Genomic DNA, 20,984 nt, shown 5'->3' with positions numbered 1-20,984 from the left:
GATTACAATACGGTTATACTCCCTTACTATAATTGTTTATCATAACTGTCACTATTACGAAAATGCTTCTAAATAGGCTCTCCATAGCTGTTATCTACTTCTTATACCCATATCCTTTTGAAATGCCTCTAACGCAATATGAACAGTCTCATCAGGAATAGATACGACATTCACTACCCCATATTCCTGCATAAGTACCATATGAATTGTTCCTGCATTCGCTTTCTTATCTTGTTTCATCAACCCAACGAGGCGTTCTACACTTAAATCACTTGGCATTTTTGGATAGCCGTACTTCAAGAACCACTGCTTCATCTCTTCATAAGCAAGATTTACCTTATACACTTGTTCACTTAAGAATATAGCAAATAACATTCCAACCGCTACTCCGTCACCGTGAGTAATATTTCCATATCCTAGTTCTTTTTCTAGAGCATGGCCTAACGTATGTCCAAAGTTTAAATGTGCACGTACGCCTTTTTCTGTTTCATCTTGCGCTACAATGTTTGCCTTTACAGGAATCGCCTTCGTTAATATGTGGATTAATTTCTCATCACGAAGATCTGCTAATGTTTGCACTTCTTCTTTTAGCCAATGATATAGCTTTACATCACCAATTAGAGCATGTTTTATCACTTCTGCATAACCTGAGCGCCACTCTTTTTCAGGAAGAGACTGTAAAAACGGCGTATGATATACAACTGCTTCTGGTTGATGGAATGCACCTATCATATTTTTACCTAACGGATGATTGATTGCTACTTTCCCACCTACCGCGCTATCGTGAGCTAATAAAGTAGTCGGAACTTGAACAAAGCGAATTCCACGCATAAACGACGCAGCAACAAAACCAGCTAAATCTCCAATCATCCCGCCTCCAAGTGCGATAATTAAAGAATTTCTATCTAATTTATTTTCAAGAGCTGACGTATGAGCCGCATAGAAATTTTCAAAGGACTTCTCTTTTTCACCACTCGGTACAACGAATGAAAATACTTTTTGATCTATTTGCAACGCATCTACAACTGTCTGTAAATGTAAAGGTGCAACAGCCTCATCTGAAATAATCATAATATTTGATACAGATGGCTGCATGTTTTGAACGATTGTTGTCAAATGTGACAACGATTCTTTTCCTACATGTACATCATATTCTTTTGATTTCGTTTGAATATGTATGTTTTCCATTAAAATCCCCTCGCATATTCATTATGTTTCTCAATATTTTCACGAATAAGGTCCATACGATCTAATCCAAATTGTTCTATTAAAGCTGTCGCTAATTCCCAAGCTACAACCGCTTCCGCAACGACACTAGCTGCTGGAACAGCACAACTATCTGAACGTTCAATACTTGCTGTAAAAGGCTCTTTCGTATCAATATCGACACTTTGAAGAGGTTTATATAGTGTAGGTATCGGTTTCATCACTCCGCGCACAACAATTGGCATTCCAGTCGTCATACCGCCTTCTAAACCACCCGCGTTATTTGTTCTTCTTGTATATCCATGCTCTTCATCCCACAAAATTTCATCATGAACTTCGCTACCCGGTCTATGTGCTGCTTCAAAACCAATTCCAATCTCGACCCCTTTAAAGGCATTAATGCTCATTATTGCGGCTGCTAATTTTGCATCTAGTTTTCGATCATAATGCACATAGCTGCCTACTCCAATTGGCATTCCTTCCACAATTACTTCCACGATGCCACCGATTGAATCACCATTTGATTTCGCATCATCAATTGCTTTTATCATTTGATTACCAGCTTCTTCATCTAAACAGCGTACAGGTGATGCTTCTGTAATACTTTTTAATTCTTCAATTGAACGATACGTAGTCTCTTTAGCCTGTACACCGCCAATTTCAATTACATGGCCTGCTACTGCAACACCAAGTTCCGCTAACAATTTTTTTGCAACCGCACCAGCAGCAACACGTACTGTCGTTTCGCGTGCCGAAGAGCGTTCCAGTACATTTCTCATATCTCTATGACCATATTTAATCGCACCATTTAAATCAGCATGTCCAGGTCTTGGTTTTGTTACTTTCCTTTTCATTTCTTTTTCTTCTTGTTCCGTTAACGGCTCTGCACCCATAATTTTTGTCCAATGTGCAAAATCACGGTTTTCAACAACAAGTGCAATTGGAGAACCTAATGTCTCTCCATGTCTAACACCACTTACAATTTGCACTTGATCTGTTTCAATTTGCATGCGTCTACCACGCCCATATCCCTTTTGCCTTCTAGCTAACTCTTCATTTATATCATCCGCTACTAATGGTAGTCCGGCTGGAACACCTTCTATAATCGTTGTAAGTTGTGGACCATGAGATTCACCAGCTGTAATATATCGCATACGTTATTCCTCTTTTCGTATATGTATTTATCTCGCTATATTAAGCAATAATTTTATCTTTCATTACTCTAAAAATATGAAAGAGTTATTCATACATCAGCCATTCGCTTATTCTCCGATAGGCCTTTACTTTACATATCAATATATCATAACAGCTCTAACTTCGTAACTAATAGAAATAAAAAAAGTGCAAGAAGAATACCCCTATTCTCCTTGCACTTTCTACTATTATCACAGTGATTAAAGCGTTTACAAATTATTTCAAAATAATTAGTAAATCCATTCATTCATTAATTTTGAGTAGTCAACTAATTCTTCTTCCTTAAAGAAAATACCAATCTCGCGCTCTGCACTTTCTAACGAATCAGAACCATGGATAATATTTTTGGCAACAGTTACACCGAAATCTCCACGAATTGTTCCAGGAGCTGCTTCATGTGGTCTTGTTTTACCCATCATGTTACGAGCTGTATCTACTACACCTTCACCTTGCCATACCATTGCGAATACAGGACCAGATGTAATAAAGTCTACTAATTCACCAAAGAAAGGTTTTTCTGTGTGCTCAGCATAGTGTTGTCCAGCGATTTCTGGAGTGACTTGCATTAATTTTGCACCAACTAATTGAAAGCCCTTCTTCTCAAAACGAGCTACAATTTCCCCAATGAAGGCACGTTGTACACCGTCTGGTTTAACCATTAGAAATGTTTTTTCCATAAAAAATCTCTCCACTTCTGAATTATGTATGTAATTGTATATCCCCACACACATATTAACACCCTTATCACAATTGTGCAATAGTTTTGAAATAGAGAGATTATTTTATTTTTTAGAAAAAACACTAAAATTTTCGTTTTCCAATATACTTTGCTACATTTTGTAATGCATACTTTGCTTGTCCACGTGGGAGTGGTTTTATCATTTCTAATGCTTTATGTAAATAACGTTCACTAAACGCAAATGCTTTATCAATAGCAGCACTATTCTTTACAGCTTCAATAATTTCTTTCATTTCGTCCGCTGTTGTATTTTCATGTACAGATCTGATTTTCTTACAAAGGATTGGATCTTCCATAGCATATAAGGCAGGAAGCGTAATGTTTCCTTGCAATAAATCGCCCCCAGCAGGTTTTCCAAGTTTCTCTTCTGTAGAAACGAAGTCTAAAATGTCATCAATAATTTGATACGACATCCCTACGAAATAGCCATACCAAAACAGACGGCTTACCGTATCACGATTAGCGCCAGCAGCAATCGCTCCTAGTTGGCAACTTGCAGCAATTAATAAAGCGGTTTTTCGCTTTATTCTTCTTAAATATGTTCTTAAATTTTGGTCATAGTTATACTTATCTTTAATTTGTTCGATTTCACCTTTACAAACTTCTAAAATGGTATGCGATAGCGCCTGATGCGCCTCTGGAATTTCAATATTCGTTATACATTCAAGAGACTTAGCGAATAAATAGTCCCCTGTATACATTGCAATACGATCTCCCCATTTCGCATTCACAGTTGCACTACCACGTCGTAAAAACGCAGCATCAATAACATCATCGTGAACAAGAGAAGCCATATGAATAAGTTCTAACGCAACAGCTACATGCTTAATTGCATCTAACTTATAATCTCCAAATTTCCCCGCAAGCAACACAAATACAGGACGAATTCGCTTCCCACCAGCTTCAATAAGTTGTAATGCCGCCTCTTCTACTAATGGCTGTTCAGAAGCAACTGTCTTTTTTAATTCTTTTTCTATCACATTAATATCCGATCGTAAAAAAGAGTACATAAGTTGTAACTTCATATTGTTCACCTTAACCTAAAACTTCTTTTTTCTATTTTGATTCTGGTTTCATGCCTAAATGCATCGCTGCTACCCCAAAAGTAAATGGCTTCACTTGCACACGTTCAAGTCCAGCTTTTTCGAACATATTAGCCAATTCTTTCATACCTGGGAATGTACTAGCAGATTCTTGTAGCCATGAATATTCTTTATAACTTTTCGCAAATAACTTTCCAAATAACGGCATGATATATTTAAAGTATAAAATATAACCTTGTCGAAAACCAATCATTGTTGGTTGAGATGTTTCTAAACAAATTACTTTTCCACCTGGTTTTACTACACGCGTCATTTCTTTTAATACGTGCATATAATCCGGTACATTACGTAAACCAAATCCAATCGTTACATAATCAAACGTGTTATCTTCAAATGGAAGTTCCATTGCATTCCCGTGCAGAAGTTCTACTTGTTTTAATTGTAACGCCTCTACCTTTTGCTTACCAACAGATAACATATTTTCGCTGAAGTCTAAACCAACAACCTTGCCCTGTTCACCCACCGCTCCAGCTAGCGCAATTGTCCAGTCCGCTGTTCCGCAACATACATCAAGCGCTTTACTACCTGGTTTTACATCCATAATGCGCATCGTCTCTTTGCGCCACGCTTTATGTCTTTGAAAACTAATTACAGAATTCATCACATCGTATTTATCAGAGATTTTCTCAAATACATCATGTACTCTTTCTTCTTTTGATTGTTGCATGCTCGTACCTTCTTCCAATGTAAAATTGCTTATGTCTTCGATGTATCTCTTAACACAGAGTTTATTTCGCTTATATCTCTGTGATTTTCTAAAAATTGATTTTCTTTCTTCCTAAGTTTCATCATCCATCCATTCATAACTGTTTCTGCATCTGCTTTATCGTTCACAATCCCTTGAACAGCTTGAAAAACAGGTGAATGTTGTTTATTAACATGTAGTTCACATTCTTTTTGGAGACGATTTTTCCCTAGTACATATGTTATAAACGGCTTCCAATGCGCTAAATGAAAATGATCACATGTTTTTTGCAACAGTGCAGACTCAATCATTACTACACTCTCCATTATGTCATCCACCGTTTTATGCGCTTTTTGATATAACATTATTTTGTGTTCATTAATTTCTTTAATTCCTTCAGCAAGCGCACGAATTAAAACAATATCACGATTCATAGACAATAAGTAATAATATAACCCGCTATAGTAATCACCAGCAAGCACTGTTAACTGGCGACGCTTATGCGATTCATTCGCTTCTTCCCCTGCTTTATTTGATACTCTTTCATGTGTATCAAGCGCAATTTGCACAAGCATAATCGTCACTACATAATGCTCAATTTGTTCTATATGTAAATTTGCACCTTTTAAAGCACCATATAACAATGCGATTTTCTCTTCATCAATAAATGGTTCTTCAATATAGTTTATAAAATAAGGATGGCGTAATTTCACCATCAATTTCTCTCTTATACCCGCATACCCTCCGTAGATGTCACACACAAAAATCACCCTTGTTTTCTAATTCATAAAACTTATTATAACACATACACTCTATTTTCTATAACCAAAACTTGGCTACTCTTTCCAAACTTCTACCGAACTACATAACATCTTCTATTCTTTTAAGTAATCTTTCTATTCTCACTCTGCCTCGCTAAAACTATATCATTTATTTACAAAAAAAAAAAAGAAAAGCAGTTTCCCACTTTTCTTTACTTCGTTTTAATAAAAGATAAAATTTCACTACGTGCTGCAGCATCATTTTCTAGCACACCACGTACTGCTGTTGTTACTGTTTTTGCACCTGGCTTTTTCACACCGCGCATCGTCATACACATATGTTCCGCTTCTACTACTACCATTACACCATGCGGCTCTAGTACTTCCATAATAGAGTTCGCTACTGTTGATGTAATACGTTCTTGCAGTTGTGGACGACGTGCAATTGTATCTACAGTACGAGCTAATTTACTTAACCCTGTCACTTTTCCGCCTTGCGGAATATATGCAACGTGAGCAACTCCATAGAATGGAACTAAATGATGCTCACACATCGAATAAAACGGTATATCTTTTACTAGTACAAGCTCCTCATGATCTTCTCCGAACACTTTGTGTAAATGTTCTTTCGGATCTTCATGCATACCTGAGAACACTTCTGCGTACATTTTTGCAACACGCTTTGGTGTATCAAGTACTCCCTCTCGATTAGGATCATCTCCAATTGCCTCTAAAATAAGGCGTACTGCATGTTCAATTTGTTCTAAATTAACTTTTGCCATCCGCTAGCCCTCCCGAAAACCTAAAAGTGATACGAACACATTCTAGCATATTTATGTTTTTAAAAGCAAAAAGAAGAGTTTCCAAAAAGGAAACTCTTCTTCCCTGTTAATATGTAAGGATTATTTAACCGCATCTTTTAACGCTTTACCAGGTTTGAATGCAGGTACTTTACTTGCAGCGATTTCAATCTCCTCACCTGTTTGTGGGTTACGACCTTTACGAGCCGCACGCTCACGAACTTCGAAGTTACCGAATCCGATCAGTTGTACTTTATCACCTTGTTTTAAAGCTTCTAAGATAGAATCAAAAACAGCGTCTACTGCTTTTGTTGCGTCCTTTTTAGAAAGGGAACTTGCTTCTGCAACAGCATTGATTAAATCTGTCTTGTTCATGCCATTCACCTCCTCCCAAAGATAAGACTGTATAATGATCATAAAATGAGTCTTACTTTCATTTGTAGGCAATTTTTGCAAATTCTATACTACAAAGATGTAGATAAATCATTATCAACGCCTATATTATACGATTCTCCTTTATAATTCAATATTTTTAAGGAAATTGTTACTCTTAAAATGTGAAAATCTGATGAAACTTGACAATTTACAACAATATATTAGATAATATCTGTTTATTTTCCTATTCTATATGCGAAAATTAAAAAATCCCTCTACGATGAGAGGGATTTTTTCTTATAATATAATCGCAATTAATCCGCCAGATCCTTCATTAATAATTCTTTCTAGCGTTTCTTTTAATTTATATCTCGCATTTTCTGGCATTAAAGATAGTTTCGCTTGAATGCCTTCCCGAACAATAGAACTCAGTGAACGTCCAAATATATCAGAATTCCAAATTGATAATGGATCATCTTCAAAATCTTGCATTAAGTAACGAACTAGTTCTTCACTTTGTTTTTCCGTACCAATGATTGGCTCAAACGTAGACTCCACATCTACTTTAATCATATGAATAGATGGAGCTACAGCTTTTAATTTCACACCAAATCTTGAACCGTGACGAATAATTTCTGGTTCATCTAAACTCATGTCAGCTAACGCAGGCGCCGCTACACCATATCCTGTTTGTTTGACCATACGCAGAGCATCCGCCACTTGATCGTATTCTATTTTCGCATGAGATAAATCGAGCATAAGCTTCAATAAATGATCTTTCCCTCGAATTTCTACTCCTACTACTTCTTTTAAAATTTGATCATATAATTCATCTGGTGCATATAGATCAATCTCTGCTACGCCTTGCCCCATATCAATGCCAGCTAGGCTCGCTCGATCAATAAATTCATACTGACTAAACTGCCATACGACACGGTCTACATCACGAAGACGTTTTATATCCTTCACAGTCTCTTGAACGGCTTCTTGATAACTTTGGCGTAACCAATGCCCTTCATTTAGTACCATTACCCAGCTCGGAAGGTTCACATTCACTTCTAAAACAGGGAACTCGAATAACGCCTCTCGGAGTACATTGTATACATCTGTTTCCCTTAAACTTTCAACACTCATCGCAATGACTGGGATATCATATTCTTCAGATAAGCTTTGGCGCAATTGCTCTGTATCTGGATGATACGGCTGTACAGTGTTAATGATCATAATGAAAGGTTTTCCAACTTCTTTTAGCTCATTTACGACGCGTTCTTCTGCCTCTATATAATCTCTTCTTGGAATTTCACCAATCGTTCCATCTGTTGTAATGACAACACCAATTGTTGAATGTTCTTGAATTACTTTACGTGTTCCGATTTCTGCAGCTTCATGGAATGGAATAGGCTCTTCATACCAAGGAGTATTAATCATGCGCGGGCCATTCTCATCTTCATAACCTTTTGCTCCTGGAACAGTATATCCGACGCAATCTACTAATCGAATATTCACTTCAAGACCTTCATCTACTTCGATAGAAACCGCTTGGTTTGGAACAAATTTCGGTTCCGTCGTCATAATTGTACGACCAGCAGCACTTTGAGGTAGTTCATCCTGCGCTCTTTGACGGTCAGACTCATTTTCAATATTAGGAATAACTACAAGTTCCATAAACTTTTTAATGAATGTTGATTTCCCTGTTCGAACAGCTCCTACAACTCCAAAATAAATATCACCGCCTGTGCGTTCCGCAATATCTTTAAAAATATCTACCTTTTCCAAGTGATTCCCTCCCTCAATATTTTTGGGAATAATTCCACGTTTATAGTCAACTAATACCTTCTCTAACGTTGCCTATAATATCTGATATAATATAATGATATTCTAGAAGTTCGGACAATATATCATATAATTTTGTCCAATTTCATATGACTATTAAAAAAATACCTTTTGTTTGCATCGCAAGTTGTGTAACATAAAAAACCTTTCTTCTAGAACTTATTCACTAAAAGAAAGGTTCATGACTTATGATTTTAAAAAAATTGGTTCTCCATTCTTTACCGTATACGGTAAAGAATACGCAGGTACAAACGGAGAATCTTTCGAAAGTATATTTCGAATATCTTCCCCCTCCTTAAATTGCCCTTCATTTTTTTTCAACGCTTCATATAAGTCGATTCTATAATCAACATAAATTTCTCCCTGCTCATTAATTACAAAAGGAAGGCCTTTACCAGAATACGGACTTGTCACTTGCGGTACATCTTTATATCCAAGTTTTTTGAAATCTAATTCATACACACCATCTGAAATTACCTTTTTAAAAGGTGGATATTGATGTTCATCTCGATACATCCTAAGCTTTAATGATAATTGCTGAATTTGTTCAGCCATCCTCACATCAATTAACTTTACTGTTGGGTTTGTTTCAACGTCTATTAATACGTATTGATATACTCCCCCGCTTTCATAGGCATTCCCTGGTGCTTCTTGTATGTAACGCGGAGAAATCTTTTGAAAATCGATTGGATATTTTTGATAAATAGGCGTATTCATATCCCGCGTCTTAATTGGCAATATCCCGTCATTTTGCTCCTTAAATGTCGCAACAGCTTTTTGAACGACCTGCAACTGATCTTCATAAGGAACAGCATTTTGTTTCATATTTTCTTTTGGATACAGACACCCTGTTAAAATGCTCATACAACAAAATATTAAAATAATATGGACTTTTTTCACTAGTAATCACCTTTTCATACTAATATAACTCGCTCCGTACCATGCCCTTTACTGCTGCACAGGTCCACTAAATACAACAAGAAAAATAACAATTCCTGACACAATCATGAGGGTGTACGCTACCAATGCTGTAATCCCTTTCAAAACTTTATTCTTTATTTTATATCTGCTTAGTAAAATAAAACTTACTGCAAAAAACATAAATCCAATTGCCCCTAAAGCAAACCACATTTTTATAAGCCCTTCCGACATATACACACCCCTTTTTATTAATCTATTTTTATACTATTTTAACAAATTAAAATCTTTAAACAAATACAAAAAAGAACATTTTACTACAAATCGAGAATATGTAGTTTTAATCAATAGGTTTTTCAGCATTTTCCACCAGTCTAGATAAAAATAAAACCGAAGCAAGCATACCTCTCGCTTCGGTTGACCAAATATGCCCAAAACAGCTCTATTCCCATACTTTCATGGCTATCATATGCAATTTACAAACTCTTTGTTTCTCATATTTTATTTTTTAAACATTTTGCTTAACGAGCCAAAATCTGTCGGCATATTATTGTTAATAATCGCTTTTACAATTTGATCCTCTTGTTCTTTCGGCACCTCACGTCCTGCCATAAGAGCCACTTGATGAATCAATTGACGAAGCACAGTCTCATCACGTAAATTCGCATTTTGTACCGATGATGCTAATTTAAAAATATCTTCTTTATTCACTTTCGCTTCTTTTTCAATGTTATTAAAAATGTTGTTATCCATTCTTTTCACCCTCTCCTCAAGTTACTCTTCATCCTATGCAAAAATAAAAAAATGGTGAAAAGACCCAAAAAAATAAAAAGCGACAGAAGTACAAATGTACTTCTGTCGCTTTTCTTTAAAGTAAGTCAGGTATAGCTTCCACTTCGTGTTTTCGAACACGCCCCATTAATGAGCCTACTGCATCTTTTACATTATTCCCATTGAATAGCACATCATATAAAGCAGCTGTAATCGGCATTTCTACTTCCATTTTTTCTGCCAATTCATGAGCAGCTTTCGTTGTTCTTACACCTTCGACAACCATACCCATACTTTCTAACACTTCTTCTAAAGAGTGTCCTTTTCCAAGCAAATTTCCAGCACGCCAATTTCGGCTATGGACACTTGTACAAGTTACAATTAAGTCTCCCATACCAGTTAGACCAGCAAATGTTAACGGATTTCCACCCATTTTTCTTCCTAAACGAGCAATCTCCGTTAAACCACGCGTCATTAATGCCGCTTTCGCATTATCACCTAATCCAAGACCATCAGTTATCCCAGCAGCTAATGCGATAATATTTTTTAACGCACCACCAAGTTCAACTCCAACGATATCTGGATTTGTGTATACACGGAAGTAACTATTCATAAACAAATCTTGTACTTCCTCAGCCGCTTCCATACGCTTTGCTGCAGACGTAACAGTTGTCGCTTGACGCAGCCCTACTTCTTCAGCATGACTCGGTCCAGACAGTACAACAACATCTTTAATCAAGTCCTCTGGAATTTCTTCCTCAATCACTTCCGAAATACGTTTTGACGTACCAGGTTCAATTCCTTTACTTGCATGAATCCAAGTAGTCGGGCCCGCTACATATTTCTTCATATCTTGCAGTACTTCTCTATACGCTTTCGTTGGTACTACAAGAAGTACTACATTTACATCTACTAATGCTTCTTCTAAAGAAGAGTAGGCTACGATTGTGCTTGGCAATGTAATTCCTGGGAGATATCGACTATTCTCATGTTTTGTATTAATCTCATCCATAAGTTCAGAACGATTTCCCCAAATACGTACATCATGCCCATTGTCAGCTAATACCATCGCTAACGCTGTTCCCCAGCTACCTGCTCCAACTACTGTGATTTTTGTCATAAAATCACATCCTCTCCATTAGTCTCTTGCTCTAGCGATAATGTGAATCGGTGTTCCTACAAAGCCGAATGATTCACGTAAACGATTCTTTAAGAAGCGCTCATATGAGAAGTGCAATAGTTCTGGATCGTTTACAAACACAACAAATGTTGGTGGTTTTACCGCAACTTGTGTTGCATAGAAAATCTTCAGACGACTACCATTATGCGTTGGCGTTGGATTCATCGCTACCGCATCCATAATTACATCATTTAATACGTTCGTTTGAATACGGATACTATGACTTTCATTTACCTCATCGATAACCGGTATTAACGTTTGTGTACGTTTTCTCGTTTTTGCAGATAAGAATACAATCGGTGCGTACTCTAAAAATTGGAAATGAGCACGGATGTTTTCTTCAAATGCTTTCATTGTTTTCTCGTCTTTTTTCACTGCGTCCCATTTGTTTACAACGATCACGACAGCTCGCCCTGAATCATGAGCGTATCCAGCGATTTTTTTATCTTGTTCAATAATTCCTTCTTCACCGTCTAAAACGACTAAAACAACGTCAGAACGTTCAATCGCTCTTAGTGCACGAAGTACACTATACTTTTCTGTACTTTCATACACTTTCCCTTTTTTACGCATACCAGCTGTATCGATAATTACATAATCTTTTCCATCTTTACTATATGGTGTATCGACAGCATCACGAGTTGTTCCTGCTACATTACTAACAATTACACGCTCTTGACCAAGAAGAGCATTTACAAGTGATGATTTCCCTACGTTTGGACGTCCAATTAAAGAGAAACGAATTGTATCTTCATCATATCCGTCTTCTTCAATCTTTGGAAAATGCTGTGCAGCTTCGTCTAATAAGTCACCTAATCCTAATCCGTGTGTACCTGAAATTGGGAATGGCTCACCAAATCCTAATGCATAGAAATCATAAATGTCACTGCGCATTTCCGGATTGTCCACTTTATTTACTGCAAGTACAACCGGTTTATTTGAACGATATAATATTTTCGCAACTTCTTCATCAGCTGCTGTTACACCGTCACGACCATTTGTCATAAAAATGATAACATCCGCTTCATCAATTGCCACTTCAGCTTGTTGACGAATTTGTGTCAAAAATGGCTCGTCTCCAATATCAATTCCACCTGTATCAATAATGTTAAATTCATGATTTAACCATTCTCCAGCGCTATAAATACGATCGCGCGTTACACCTGGAATATCTTCTACGATTGAAACTCTCTCTCCAACAATTCTATTGAAAATAGTAGATTTCCCTACGTTCGGGCGGCCTACTATTGCTATTACTGGTTTCGGCATATACTTTCATCCTTTCAACTTGCTTCTGTTTATTATGTAAAAAACCCTTCTTTGTGCAAGAAGGGATTTGCATTCCAGAATATTTCTCAGCGTATCAAAACACCTCACATTATAACACACGTTGCTAATGTTTCACAATAATATATACATTCTCTTGTAAGCGATGCGCAATGCCATCTAGAATTGCCTCTAAATTATTTGCAACAAATTCTAACTCCTCTGTCGATTCACAAGTAAACAGAGGGGCACCACCAGCAAATTTCTCCGGAGTCGTTGTAATAACTGCAAGAATTACACTTTCTAACATCATCTCTTATCTCCCCTTCCTTTCGGGGCTTCCGATGACATATGAACAGCACTTTCTAACGTCGGCACGTTCCCTATGACACCTATTGCTTTCTCCACATCTTGATCTTGTGGTAAGACAAAGATTCCAACCCTGCCATCCTCTAGATCACGCTTTGCTAGCGGCGCAAGTGCCGGCGTACCAGAATCTCTATAAATCCCTAAAGCAACAGAAACATCATGTAAAATAGCTTGTCGTTGTCCTAAGTTAGAGATTGTCACCATCGCATCAATTGATTTCGGTCTTAAAATAAAACCCATTCCATACTTCATAATTTCCTCTTGTCTTGCTGGCAATCCAATATTCATAATGTAAATATTATCAATATATAGCCCCGCTCCTTCAAAACGAAGTGGAACATGCTCGATATCAACAAGATCATGCAACCTCTTACCAGACATTAATGTTTTCGCGATAAAAAATGCGATGATAGCCATAACGACTCCAGCAATCCATGAACGGAACCCTATATAAGCAAACGTCGTTACAAACGACGTTAACATCGCCAAATAGTTGCGACTTTCAAAAACTAATGCAATTCCTTCAATATATGTATTCCCACGTGGTACAAGCTCATAACCATCTAATTGTTGCAATGTATTTCTTTCCATATTACGCACATCACGAAACTGTGTTGCTGCTAACGTAAGAAACGTAATGGCAGAAAAATCTTTTTTCAATATAGACGGAATTGCAATCGCTCCTAAAGCCGCCGCAATTAACCCCATCGCAATATGAATAATTTTCCCGTGGAGCCTCGTCGGATATTGCCGCGTATCTGTCCGGAGCATTAACACTCTCGTTACTGTCCCCGCTATTACGCCACATAAAATGGCCGGTGTATATTCAATCATGTATTACCCTCGCCTTTCTTTTACGTGTTTTTCTCTTGAACTGTTCCATATATACTGATGCTTTCGCAATCCAAAACAAAATTGCCATAAAAAATGTAGAAACGGCGACGCTATCAAAAAACGCTAAACTACCGTAATCGTAAGGAAAATGCAGTTTCCGAAAAATAATCGTCACAAACAATTCTCCCTGTAACATCCCTATATAAAGAGAATATAGTCGTAATATGCGATCCTCATGTAATAAAACGGATGCATATACAAGAGCACTACTTAACAAAAACAACCTGTCCACCACAATCCAAATTGGATCATATACTTCTAACAAATGAAAACTTGTATATAACATTGCAATAATAAGTGCCGAAAGTAAGCTATATAATTTTTTCCAAATAGAATAGAGCGTGAGTCCTATAAAAGCTATACCAGAAAGTAAAAGTGCATTTACTGATACCGTGAATGAAGCAATCGTTACATGTAACGGAGAACAAATAATAAAAATCAATATACAGGCGCTTATCTTCCACCGAATAGAGTCCTTTTTCATAAAAAATGTTACGACAATCCACCCTATCCAAGCTACAAAATAAAAAGTACTCCCTTCCATCATTTCACCTCCTATGTTTTCCATTATGGGAACTTTTTATGAAAGTTAATCCACTTTCTTCGCGCATAGTTTTTTCATATAACAGCAACACTTTTAATAAGGAGGTGCTATTCATTATGGGTAAAGATCGTCAAGAACGAAAACTAAGAGAATCTCGCCGCGTTGAATCTGACCGCGACCAATCACTACAATATCCAGGGGCAACTGGACTAGATACACCAGAGCAAGCTCGTAAGCAAAATCAGCACTAATAAATACAAAAAGACGGTTTCGATATTGTACGAAACCGTCTTTCATATATCCCTCATAATTTTTATTTATATCAAAATAATATTTTACCTGCGAATCTTTCTACAATTTATTTTTTACCCTTCCCTTTTCCCTTAGCAAAATTAAACCTTATTCAAGAATTCAATTACACACTATCTACATTTTTCAGTCGAATTTTTTATAATTAAATACTCATATATATAGATAATTTTATTTTTATAGAATATTAATTATATCCCTCGCCTTATATTACTAAAACGAATAGAACACAAAAAAATCAACCAAACGGTTGATTTTTTATCTTCTACTATAATGCGTCGTATCAATTCCACGCTGCGTTAACCAATGATACGTTTCGCCCTTTACAACAAGAGGAACAGACTGTAACTCTTCTATCGTCTTCGCGCCAAGAGCTGTCATAATAAATTTCAAGTCTGCATGTAATAGATCAATTTCATCCACTAACTTCTCGATGCCATCTTGCATTAAAATGCGTAAAAAGTATCCAGCAAAAGCAGTTGTATTCGCCCCTAATGCGATTGCTTTCGCTACGTCAAGCGCTGTTTGTATACCCCCAGATGCAATAAAAGAGAGGTTATTATTTGTAGAGGTTGCTTCAATAATCGAGGTAGCTGTTTGTATGCCCCAGTTATTAAAATAAGAAAGCATTCGCTGTCTTCTTTCATTTTCAACAGCAGCAAAATTCGTACCACCTTGTCCGCCAATATCAATTGCCGTTACACCTACGCTCGCTAACTGTTGCATTGTTTCCTTACTCATCCCAAATCCAACTTCTTTTACAATGACAGGAACTTTACTATTTAAAACAATTTTCTCAATACGCTGAAGTACACCAGTAAAGTCACGGTCTCCTTCTGGCATCGTTAACTCTTGTATGACATTTAAATGAATTTGCAATGCATTCGCTTCAACCATATCAACAGCACGCTCTGCCTGTTCAACAGTTGCCTCACTACCTAAATTAGCAAAGAAAATACCATTTGGATTTACCTTTCTAATAATCTTATAAGAAGCAGCCTCACTTTCATCTTTTAACGCTGCCATTTGCGATCCTACAGCCATAGCAAGGTTATGATGTTTCGCTACATATGCTAATTGCTCATTAATATGTAACGTTTTCTCTCCTCCACCACCAGTCATCGCATTGATAAAAATCGGCGAACTTAGTGAAAGTTCGCCGATTTTTGTTTCACATGTTATTGTGTCATAATTTGAATTTGGCAAGCTTTGATGCACAAAATCAATATCATGAAAGCCATGCGTACGAGACTGACCAGTAGAAAGAGCGTATTCAATATGATCTAATTTACGTTTTGCCCTTACCACTTGTACCCCTCTTTATTTCTTTAATTTTTTCAGTTGTTCACCAATAATGTCACTTAATTGGAAAGTAGCAGAATCAGCATTCGGTTCATACTGACTATAATCTTCAGTTACATTATTTTCCTCAAGCGCTTCTTTTATACTTAAAGAAATACGTTTCTCTGCTACATGAACTTCAAGCACTTTCACTTTTACTTCTTGTCCCATTTCCAATACTTCATTTGGATTTTTCACGTGACGATTTGCAATTTGAGATACATGCACAAGACCTTCAACGCCCGGTAAAATTTCAACGAATGCACCGAATGTAACAAGACGTTTTACTACTCCTTCACGAATATCTCCAGCTTTTACTTCGCCACCAACATTTTCCCAAGGTCCCGGTTGAGCTGCTTTAATTGATAAAGAAATACGTTGTGTGTCAGCATCAACAGATAATACCTTTACTTTTACCTTTTGACCTTGCTCTAATACTTCAGAAGGTTGCTCTACACGTTCGTGTGAAATTTGTGAAATATGAACTAAACCGTCCACACCGCCAACATTAACGAAAGCACCAAAATCCGTTAGTCGTTGTACTGTCCCTTCAACAACGTCGCCTTCTTTTAATGAAGAAATTGCTTCTTTCTTCTTAGAATCTAGTTCTAATTCTACTACCGCTTTATGCGAAAGGATTACACGATTTTTTTCACGGTCCAATTCAACAATTTTCACGGCTAATGTTTTGCCTTTATAGTCAGTAAAATCTTCTACATAATGTACTTCTACAAGTGAAGCTGGTATAAAGCCACGAACACCAAGGTCCACAACTAATCCACCATTCACGATATCTTTTACGGTAACATCAAATACGTGACCAGAATTAAATTTCTCTTGTAATTCTACCCATGCTTTTTCTGCATCAACAGCACGTTTAGATAATACAAGATCATCCTCTTCTAACTTAATAACCTTTAATTCTAGTGTTTGATCTAATTCTACAACATCGCTTGCTTTTTCAATATGAACGTTAGCTAATTCACTAATTGGAATTACGCCATCTGTTTTGTATCCAACATTTACAAGCACTTGTTTCTCTTCAACTTTCGTTACAGAACCTGTAACAACGTCACCAACTTGTAATTCTTTTGAATCCATAACTTCTTCATTCATTTTCTCTACCATGGAAATACCTCCCTACAGAATTGACAAAGCATTTTTTATGTATATACGAAATGAAAACAATTGTTTTCATTTGCATGTTTAAGAATTTATCATCACATACGTAAGCTTCATACATTTCACTAGAAAATATATTAAACCTATATAAATAGTATACAGCAAAATCATGTTGAAGAAAGTATGTTTTGAAATATAATAACGAATATATTCTGACAGTTTTATTCCTCTTTAACTAACTTCTTATAAATCCGGTCATTTGTCAAGGAAAGAGACTCACAATTCACGTATCCTTTACATTTTTATATAAACAAAAAAGAAAGAGGCTACCCCCTTTCTTTATTTCGCAAACACTCCCGAAACAATACCCATAATTTTTTGGACAACTTCTTCAATTGATAAAGAAGTTGTATCTAATTCCAATGCATCATCAGCTTTTTTTAGAGGAGAAACTTCGCGTTCTGAATCTAATTTATCACGCTGAGCAATTTCTTCTTTTAACTGCTCTAAATTAGAATCGAAACCTTTATTCATATTTTCTAAATGTCTTCTTTCTGCTCTTTCTTCAACAGAAGCAAGCATAAAGATCTTCACTTCAGCATCTGGTAACACATGTGTACCAATATCACGACCATCCATTACAACGCCGCCTTTTTCCGCTAACTCTTGTTGACGGCGTACCATTTCTTCACGAACAAGGCGATGTTTCGCCACAATCGATACTCGATTCGTTACCTCAGGTGTACGAATGACTTCAGAAACATCTTGTCCATTTAAAAATACAAGTTGTGTATTTTCTCCTTGCTGAAACTCGATTTTCACATTCTTTACAACTTCCATTAGCTGCTCTTCATTTTCAATATCCACTTTTTGCTCAAGGGCTGCGTATGTAATCGTACGATACATTGCGCCTGTATCAATATAAACGTAAGAAAGCTTCTTCGCTACAACTTTCGCAACTGTACTTTTTCCAGCAGCTGCTGGACCATCTATAGCAATTGAAATTCGTTTATCCATTGTAACACCTCATTTTTTCACTTATAAAACAAAACGAAAAGCAGGTATTCTCCTGCTCCTTCTCATTTGCTTCACGTCATTAAATCCTCAATTATTGTAGCATAATCCTTCATAGAAGAAAATGAAAACTACCTATTCACCTGTAAGATTTCTGCTTTGTTTTTTACCATGACACCTTCATAATAAACAATTTTAGATAAATATTTCACTGATGACTTATGTATAAATAACAATTGCACAACAGAAAGACAAATGAATTGTATTATTAATATACGAATAAGCATTCTCTCCATCTTTTTCAACGTAATGGCTCCCTCCTATACTGTATTTGCACATTTCGTTTCGTAATTTTATACATCGTACATATAGCATTTCATTTTATTGTCATTTTCGAGGCATACTTTTATACATTTCCATTGTCGAATTTACTCAAAACATGTTATGTTCTAAATGTATTTTTTTACTTGAAAGGGGTATAAGCATTGAAAAGAATCCTAGTTTTACACACAGGTGGAACAATTGCAATGGAGGAAGATAAAGAAACTGGGGTCGTACAACCAGGTGAAAAAAATCCTCTTTTAAAATTCATTCCTGATTTAGAAGGCGATGTTGATTTAATCGTTGAAGATGTGTTTCATCTACCATCTCCTCATATGACACCAAGCGAAATGTTACAATTACAAGTCATCATTGATGAAAGAGTAAAACAAGACAACATTCATGGCGTAGTCATTACGCATGGTACGGATACATTAGAAGAAACGGCCTATTTCTTAGATTTAACAGTACAAGCAACTATTCCGATCGTTGTAACAGGCGCAATGCGCTCTAGCAATGAATTAGGTGCTGATGGTCTATATAACTTCTTATCAGCTGTAAAAGTCGCTAGCAGTAGTGAAGCTGCCGAAAAAGGCGTTTTAGTCGTATTAAACGACGAAATTCATTGCGCTACAAACGTAACGAAAACACATACAAGTAATGTAGCAACATTCCAAAGTCCACAGTATGGACCAATCGGTATGGTAACAAAACGTGGTGTTGTATTCCACCATGCTTTAGTACATCACGAAACATATTCAGTAAATAAGGTTTCTAAAAATGTAGTCGTTCTAAAAGCATACGCTGGTATGAACGATACATTGTTAGCAGCAATTGAAAATCTTCCAGTAGACGGGATTGTTATTGAAGCGCTTGGACAAGGTAATTTACCTCCAAGAACACTTCCTAGTCTAGAACGGCTAATAAATAAAGGAATTCCTGTCGTATTAGTTTCTCGCTGTTTCAATGGGATCGTTCAAGATGTATATTCATATGAAGGTGGCGGCAAACAATTAAAAGATATGGGTATTGTATTCACATACGGTTTAAACGCTCAAAAAGCACGTATTAAATTATTAGTTGCATTAGAGAATACAACTTCTCATGAAGCAATCCAAAACATGTTTATGCACGATTAAAAAAGAAGCTGTCGAAGTTTATTCCGACAGCTTCTTTTTATATTTCTCTTGTTGCAATGGTTTGCGCAATCGCATCCCCATGAAATCGACCGTTCTCAATAAATATTTCATTTGCATTATTTCCAGCAGCAATTACACCTGCAATGAAAATATTTGCAGCGTTCGTTTCCATCGTATCCTCTGCATAAATTGGACGTCCTGTCGCTTCATCAATCCGAACACCCATCTTTGTTAAGAAACTATGATCAGGATGGTAACCAGTCATCGCAAATACAAAATCATTTTGGATTGTATATGCTTCGCCATCAACTGTATACGTTAATGTATGTTCAGTAATTTCTTTCACATGAGCCCCGAAATGCATGTGAATTGTACCATTTCGGACTAACGCCTCAAACTCTGGCAAAATCCAAGGCTTTATGCTTGGTGAATACTCACTTCCGCGATATAGTACCGTTACACGCGCACCAGCTTTCACAAGCTCTAACGCGGCATCTACACTCGAGTTTTTCCCACCTATAACTACTACATCTCGATCAAAATAAGGATGTCCTTCTTTAAAATAGTGAGCTACCTTCTTCAATTCCTCACCTGGAACGTTCATATAATTTGGATTGTCATAATATCCAGTTGCTACAACAATATATTTCGCTATATACATTTCTTTACTTCCGTCACGCTTTGTCGTTTCAACCTGAAAAACTTCTCCATCTTTTTGAACTTTCTCTACTCGTTCAAAAGCATTTACACGTACAGATTTACGCTTTACTACTTCACGATAATACGCAAGCGCTTGATTTCGAACAGGCTTACGATTTTCTGTAATAAAAGCTACATCACCAATTTCTAATTTTTCACTAGAAGAGAAAAATGTTTGATGGGTTGGATAATTATAAATCGCATTTACAATGTTTCCTTTTTCAATTACTAACGGATTTATCCCTACCTTTTGCAACGAAATTGCTGCTGCTAATCCGCACGGACCGCCTCCAATTATGATAGCTGTTTCTTTCTGCATACTCGGTTCACTCCTAGTCTTCTACCAATACACTATTTATAAAAACAAGAAAAAACCTACTTACAGCAGTAGGCACCTATCT

24 protein-coding genes are annotated in these 20,984 nt (G+C 36.6%); 2 read left to right on the top strand and 22 right to left on the bottom strand.

Annotated features, from left to right (window positions below; genetic code table 11):
* Window positions 1-90 precede the first annotated feature (90 nt).
* The 17 genes from aroB to EGX95_RS06345 form a co-directional block, all read right to left on the bottom strand.
* Window positions 91-1,188 (bottom strand): 3-dehydroquinate synthase, encoded by a 1,098-nt coding sequence (gene aroB, locus EGX95_RS06425; RefSeq protein ID WP_000427694.1) that lies wholly within the window; start codon window positions 1,186-1,188, stop codon window positions 91-93.
* Window positions 1,188-2,360 (bottom strand): chorismate synthase, encoded by a 1,173-nt coding sequence (gene aroC / locus EGX95_RS06420; RefSeq protein WP_001269361.1) that lies wholly within the window; start codon window positions 2,358-2,360, stop codon window positions 1,188-1,190. Before aroC ends, aroB begins: the two co-directional genes overlap by 1 nt.
* A gap of 270 nt (window positions 2,361-2,630) precedes the next feature.
* Complete coding sequence (gene ndk, locus EGX95_RS06415) at window positions 2,631-3,077, bottom strand: nucleoside-diphosphate kinase (RefSeq protein ID WP_000415887.1); 447 nt, start codon at window positions 3,075-3,077, stop codon at window positions 2,631-2,633.
* 124 nt (window positions 3,078-3,201) lie between these two features.
* Entirely contained in the window at window positions 3,202-4,164 is a 963-nt protein-coding gene (gene hepT / locus EGX95_RS06410) for a heptaprenyl diphosphate synthase component II (RefSeq protein ID WP_000776082.1), read from the bottom strand.
* Window positions 4,165-4,195: 31 nt separating this feature from the next.
* The gene (gene menG / locus EGX95_RS06405; RefSeq protein ID WP_001187667.1) at window positions 4,196-4,909 is read right to left on the bottom strand and encodes a 2-heptaprenyl-1,4-naphthoquinone methyltransferase; all 714 of its coding nucleotides are present in this window, start codon (window positions 4,907-4,909) and stop codon (window positions 4,196-4,198) included.
* Between the two features lie 29 nt (window positions 4,910-4,938).
* The gene (locus EGX95_RS06400) at window positions 4,939-5,688 is read right to left on the bottom strand and encodes a heptaprenyl diphosphate synthase component 1 (RefSeq protein ID WP_002080883.1); all 750 of its coding nucleotides are present in this window, start codon (window positions 5,686-5,688) and stop codon (window positions 4,939-4,941) included.
* A gap of 212 nt (window positions 5,689-5,900) precedes the next feature.
* On the bottom strand, window positions 5,901-6,470 hold the full coding sequence (folE, locus tag EGX95_RS06395; protein ID WP_001151482.1) for a GTP cyclohydrolase I FolE: 570 nt from the start codon (window positions 6,468-6,470) through the stop codon (window positions 5,901-5,903).
* 120 nt (window positions 6,471-6,590) lie between these two features.
* On the bottom strand, window positions 6,591-6,863 hold the full coding sequence (locus tag EGX95_RS06390) for an HU family DNA-binding protein (RefSeq protein WP_001043860.1): 273 nt from the start codon (window positions 6,861-6,863) through the stop codon (window positions 6,591-6,593).
* A 297-nt stretch (window positions 6,864-7,160) separates the two neighbouring features.
* Complete coding sequence (spoIVA, locus tag EGX95_RS06385) at window positions 7,161-8,639, bottom strand: stage IV sporulation protein A (RefSeq protein ID WP_000416519.1); 1,479 nt, start codon at window positions 8,637-8,639, stop codon at window positions 7,161-7,163.
* A 243-nt stretch (window positions 8,640-8,882) separates the two neighbouring features.
* On the bottom strand, window positions 8,883-9,596 hold the full coding sequence (locus EGX95_RS06380) for a hypothetical protein (protein WP_000755471.1): 714 nt from the start codon (window positions 9,594-9,596) through the stop codon (window positions 8,883-8,885).
* 48 nt (window positions 9,597-9,644) lie between these two features.
* A complete protein-coding gene (locus EGX95_RS06375) occupies window positions 9,645-9,848 on the bottom strand; it encodes a DUF2768 domain-containing protein (RefSeq protein ID WP_001288998.1) in 204 nt (67 codons plus the stop codon).
* Between the two features lie 267 nt (window positions 9,849-10,115).
* Window positions 10,116-10,367, bottom strand: coding sequence for a stage VI sporulation protein F (locus EGX95_RS06370; protein ID WP_000369754.1), 252 nt, complete (start codon window positions 10,365-10,367; stop codon window positions 10,116-10,118).
* 115 nt (window positions 10,368-10,482) lie between these two features.
* Window positions 10,483-11,505 carry an NAD(P)H-dependent glycerol-3-phosphate dehydrogenase gene (locus EGX95_RS06365; protein WP_000161775.1) on the bottom strand — a complete coding sequence of 341 codons (1,023 nt, stop codon included), beginning with the start codon at window positions 11,503-11,505 and terminating at the stop codon, window positions 10,483-10,485.
* 18 nt (window positions 11,506-11,523) lie between these two features.
* Window positions 11,524-12,834 carry a ribosome biogenesis GTPase Der gene (der, locus tag EGX95_RS06360; protein WP_001125893.1) on the bottom strand — a complete coding sequence of 437 codons (1,311 nt, stop codon included), beginning with the start codon at window positions 12,832-12,834 and terminating at the stop codon, window positions 11,524-11,526.
* Between the two features lie 124 nt (window positions 12,835-12,958).
* Complete coding sequence (locus EGX95_RS06355; RefSeq protein WP_000979054.1) at window positions 12,959-13,144, bottom strand: capping complex subunit for YIEGIA; 186 nt, start codon at window positions 13,142-13,144, stop codon at window positions 12,959-12,961.
* Window positions 13,141-14,034 (bottom strand): YIEGIA family protein, encoded by an 894-nt coding sequence (locus tag EGX95_RS06350; RefSeq protein WP_000575282.1) that lies wholly within the window; start codon window positions 14,032-14,034, stop codon window positions 13,141-13,143. Before EGX95_RS06350 ends, EGX95_RS06355 begins: the two co-directional genes overlap by 4 nt.
* Window positions 14,027-14,638, bottom strand: coding sequence for a YphA family membrane protein (locus EGX95_RS06345; protein ID WP_000399227.1), 612 nt, complete (start codon window positions 14,636-14,638; stop codon window positions 14,027-14,029). Before EGX95_RS06345 ends, EGX95_RS06350 begins: the two co-directional genes overlap by 8 nt.
* Window positions 14,639-14,754: 116 nt before the next feature.
* Here EGX95_RS06345 and EGX95_RS06340 point away from each other — a divergent pair, with 116 nt between their 5' ends.
* Complete coding sequence (locus EGX95_RS06340; protein WP_000513900.1) at window positions 14,755-14,889, top strand: YpzI family protein; 135 nt, start codon at window positions 14,755-14,757, stop codon at window positions 14,887-14,889.
* 316 nt (window positions 14,890-15,205) lie between these two features.
* On the opposite strand, the gene EGX95_RS06335 is transcribed toward EGX95_RS06340, so the two are convergent.
* The 4 genes from EGX95_RS06335 to EGX95_RS30265 form a co-directional block, all read right to left on the bottom strand.
* On the bottom strand, window positions 15,206-16,255 hold the full coding sequence (locus tag EGX95_RS06335) for a type 2 isopentenyl-diphosphate Delta-isomerase (RefSeq protein ID WP_000251033.1): 1,050 nt from the start codon (window positions 16,253-16,255) through the stop codon (window positions 15,206-15,208).
* Between the two features lie 12 nt (window positions 16,256-16,267).
* Window positions 16,268-17,416 carry a 30S ribosomal protein S1 gene (rpsA, locus tag EGX95_RS06330; protein WP_000229564.1) on the bottom strand — a complete coding sequence of 383 codons (1,149 nt, stop codon included), beginning with the start codon at window positions 17,414-17,416 and terminating at the stop codon, window positions 16,268-16,270.
* A gap of 333 nt (window positions 17,417-17,749) precedes the next feature.
* A complete protein-coding gene (gene cmk, locus EGX95_RS06325) occupies window positions 17,750-18,427 on the bottom strand; it encodes a (d)CMP kinase (RefSeq protein ID WP_000361264.1) in 678 nt (225 codons plus the stop codon).
* Between the two features lie 128 nt (window positions 18,428-18,555).
* Entirely contained in the window at window positions 18,556-18,729 is a 174-nt protein-coding gene (locus EGX95_RS30265; RefSeq protein WP_000738061.1) for a YpfB family protein, read from the bottom strand.
* A gap of 180 nt (window positions 18,730-18,909) precedes the next feature.
* Here EGX95_RS30265 and ansA point away from each other — a divergent pair, with 180 nt between their 5' ends.
* Window positions 18,910-19,884 carry an asparaginase gene (ansA, locus tag EGX95_RS06320; RefSeq protein ID WP_000822022.1) on the top strand — a complete coding sequence of 325 codons (975 nt, stop codon included), beginning with the start codon at window positions 18,910-18,912 and terminating at the stop codon, window positions 19,882-19,884.
* A gap of 37 nt (window positions 19,885-19,921) precedes the next feature.
* Here the strand turns inward: ansA and EGX95_RS06315 are convergent, their stop codons facing one another.
* Complete coding sequence (locus EGX95_RS06315; RefSeq protein WP_001168493.1) at window positions 19,922-20,902, bottom strand: YpdA family putative bacillithiol disulfide reductase; 981 nt, start codon at window positions 20,900-20,902, stop codon at window positions 19,922-19,924.
* Window positions 20,903-20,984: the final 82 nt, after the last annotated feature.

The organism is Bacillus sp. FDAARGOS_527 (assembly GCF_003812125.1).
Classification (GTDB): domain Bacteria; phylum Bacillota; class Bacilli; order Bacillales; family Bacillaceae_G; genus Bacillus_A; species Bacillus_A paranthracis.
This window is presented reverse-complemented; position numbering and strand designations above follow the sequence as displayed.

Coding starts and splice junctions, on each gene's coding strand:
- EGX95_RS06390 (WP_001043860.1), bottom strand. CDS start 6,863: ATGAACAAGACAGATTTAATCAATGCTGTTGCAGAAGCAAGTTCCCTT.
- EGX95_RS06340 (WP_000513900.1), top strand. CDS start 14,755: ATGGGTAAAGATCGTCAAGAACGAAAACTAAGAGAATCTCGCCGCGTT.
- cmk (WP_000361264.1), bottom strand. CDS start 18,427: ATGGATAAACGAATTTCAATTGCTATAGATGGTCCAGCAGCTGCTGGA.
- folE (WP_001151482.1), bottom strand. CDS start 6,470: ATGGCAAAAGTTAATTTAGAACAAATTGAACATGCAGTACGCCTTATT.
- EGX95_RS06355 (WP_000979054.1), bottom strand. CDS start 13,144: ATGATGTTAGAAAGTGTAATTCTTGCAGTTATTACAACGACTCCGGAG.
- EGX95_RS06345 (WP_000399227.1), bottom strand. CDS start 14,638: ATGGAAGGGAGTACTTTTTATTTTGTAGCTTGGATAGGGTGGATTGTC.
- menG (WP_001187667.1), bottom strand. CDS start 4,909: ATGCAACAATCAAAAGAAGAAAGAGTACATGATGTATTTGAGAAAATC.
- aroB (WP_000427694.1), bottom strand. CDS start 1,188: ATGGAAAACATACATATTCAAACGAAATCAAAAGAATATGATGTACAT.
- hepT (WP_000776082.1), bottom strand. CDS start 4,164: ATGAAGTTACAACTTATGTACTCTTTTTTACGATCGGATATTAATGTG.
- ndk (WP_000415887.1), bottom strand. CDS start 3,077: ATGGAAAAAACATTTCTAATGGTTAAACCAGACGGTGTACAACGTGCC.
- rpsA (WP_000229564.1), bottom strand. CDS start 17,416: ATGGTAGAGAAAATGAATGAAGAAGTTATGGATTCAAAAGAATTACAA.
- EGX95_RS06375 (WP_001288998.1), bottom strand. CDS start 9,848: ATGTCGGAAGGGCTTATAAAAATGTGGTTTGCTTTAGGGGCAATTGGA.
- EGX95_RS06370 (WP_000369754.1), bottom strand. CDS start 10,367: ATGGATAACAACATTTTTAATAACATTGAAAAAGAAGCGAAAGTGAAT.
- EGX95_RS06365 (WP_000161775.1), bottom strand. CDS start 11,505: ATGACAAAAATCACAGTAGTTGGAGCAGGTAGCTGGGGAACAGCGTTA.
- EGX95_RS06315 (WP_001168493.1), bottom strand. CDS start 20,902: ATGCAGAAAGAAACAGCTATCATAATTGGAGGCGGTCCGTGCGGATTA.
- EGX95_RS06350 (WP_000575282.1), bottom strand. CDS start 14,034: ATGATTGAATATACACCGGCCATTTTATGTGGCGTAATAGCGGGGACA.
- aroC (WP_001269361.1), bottom strand. CDS start 2,360: ATGCGATATATTACAGCTGGTGAATCTCATGGTCCACAACTTACAACG.
- der (WP_001125893.1), bottom strand. CDS start 12,834: ATGCCGAAACCAGTAATAGCAATAGTAGGCCGCCCGAACGTAGGGAAA.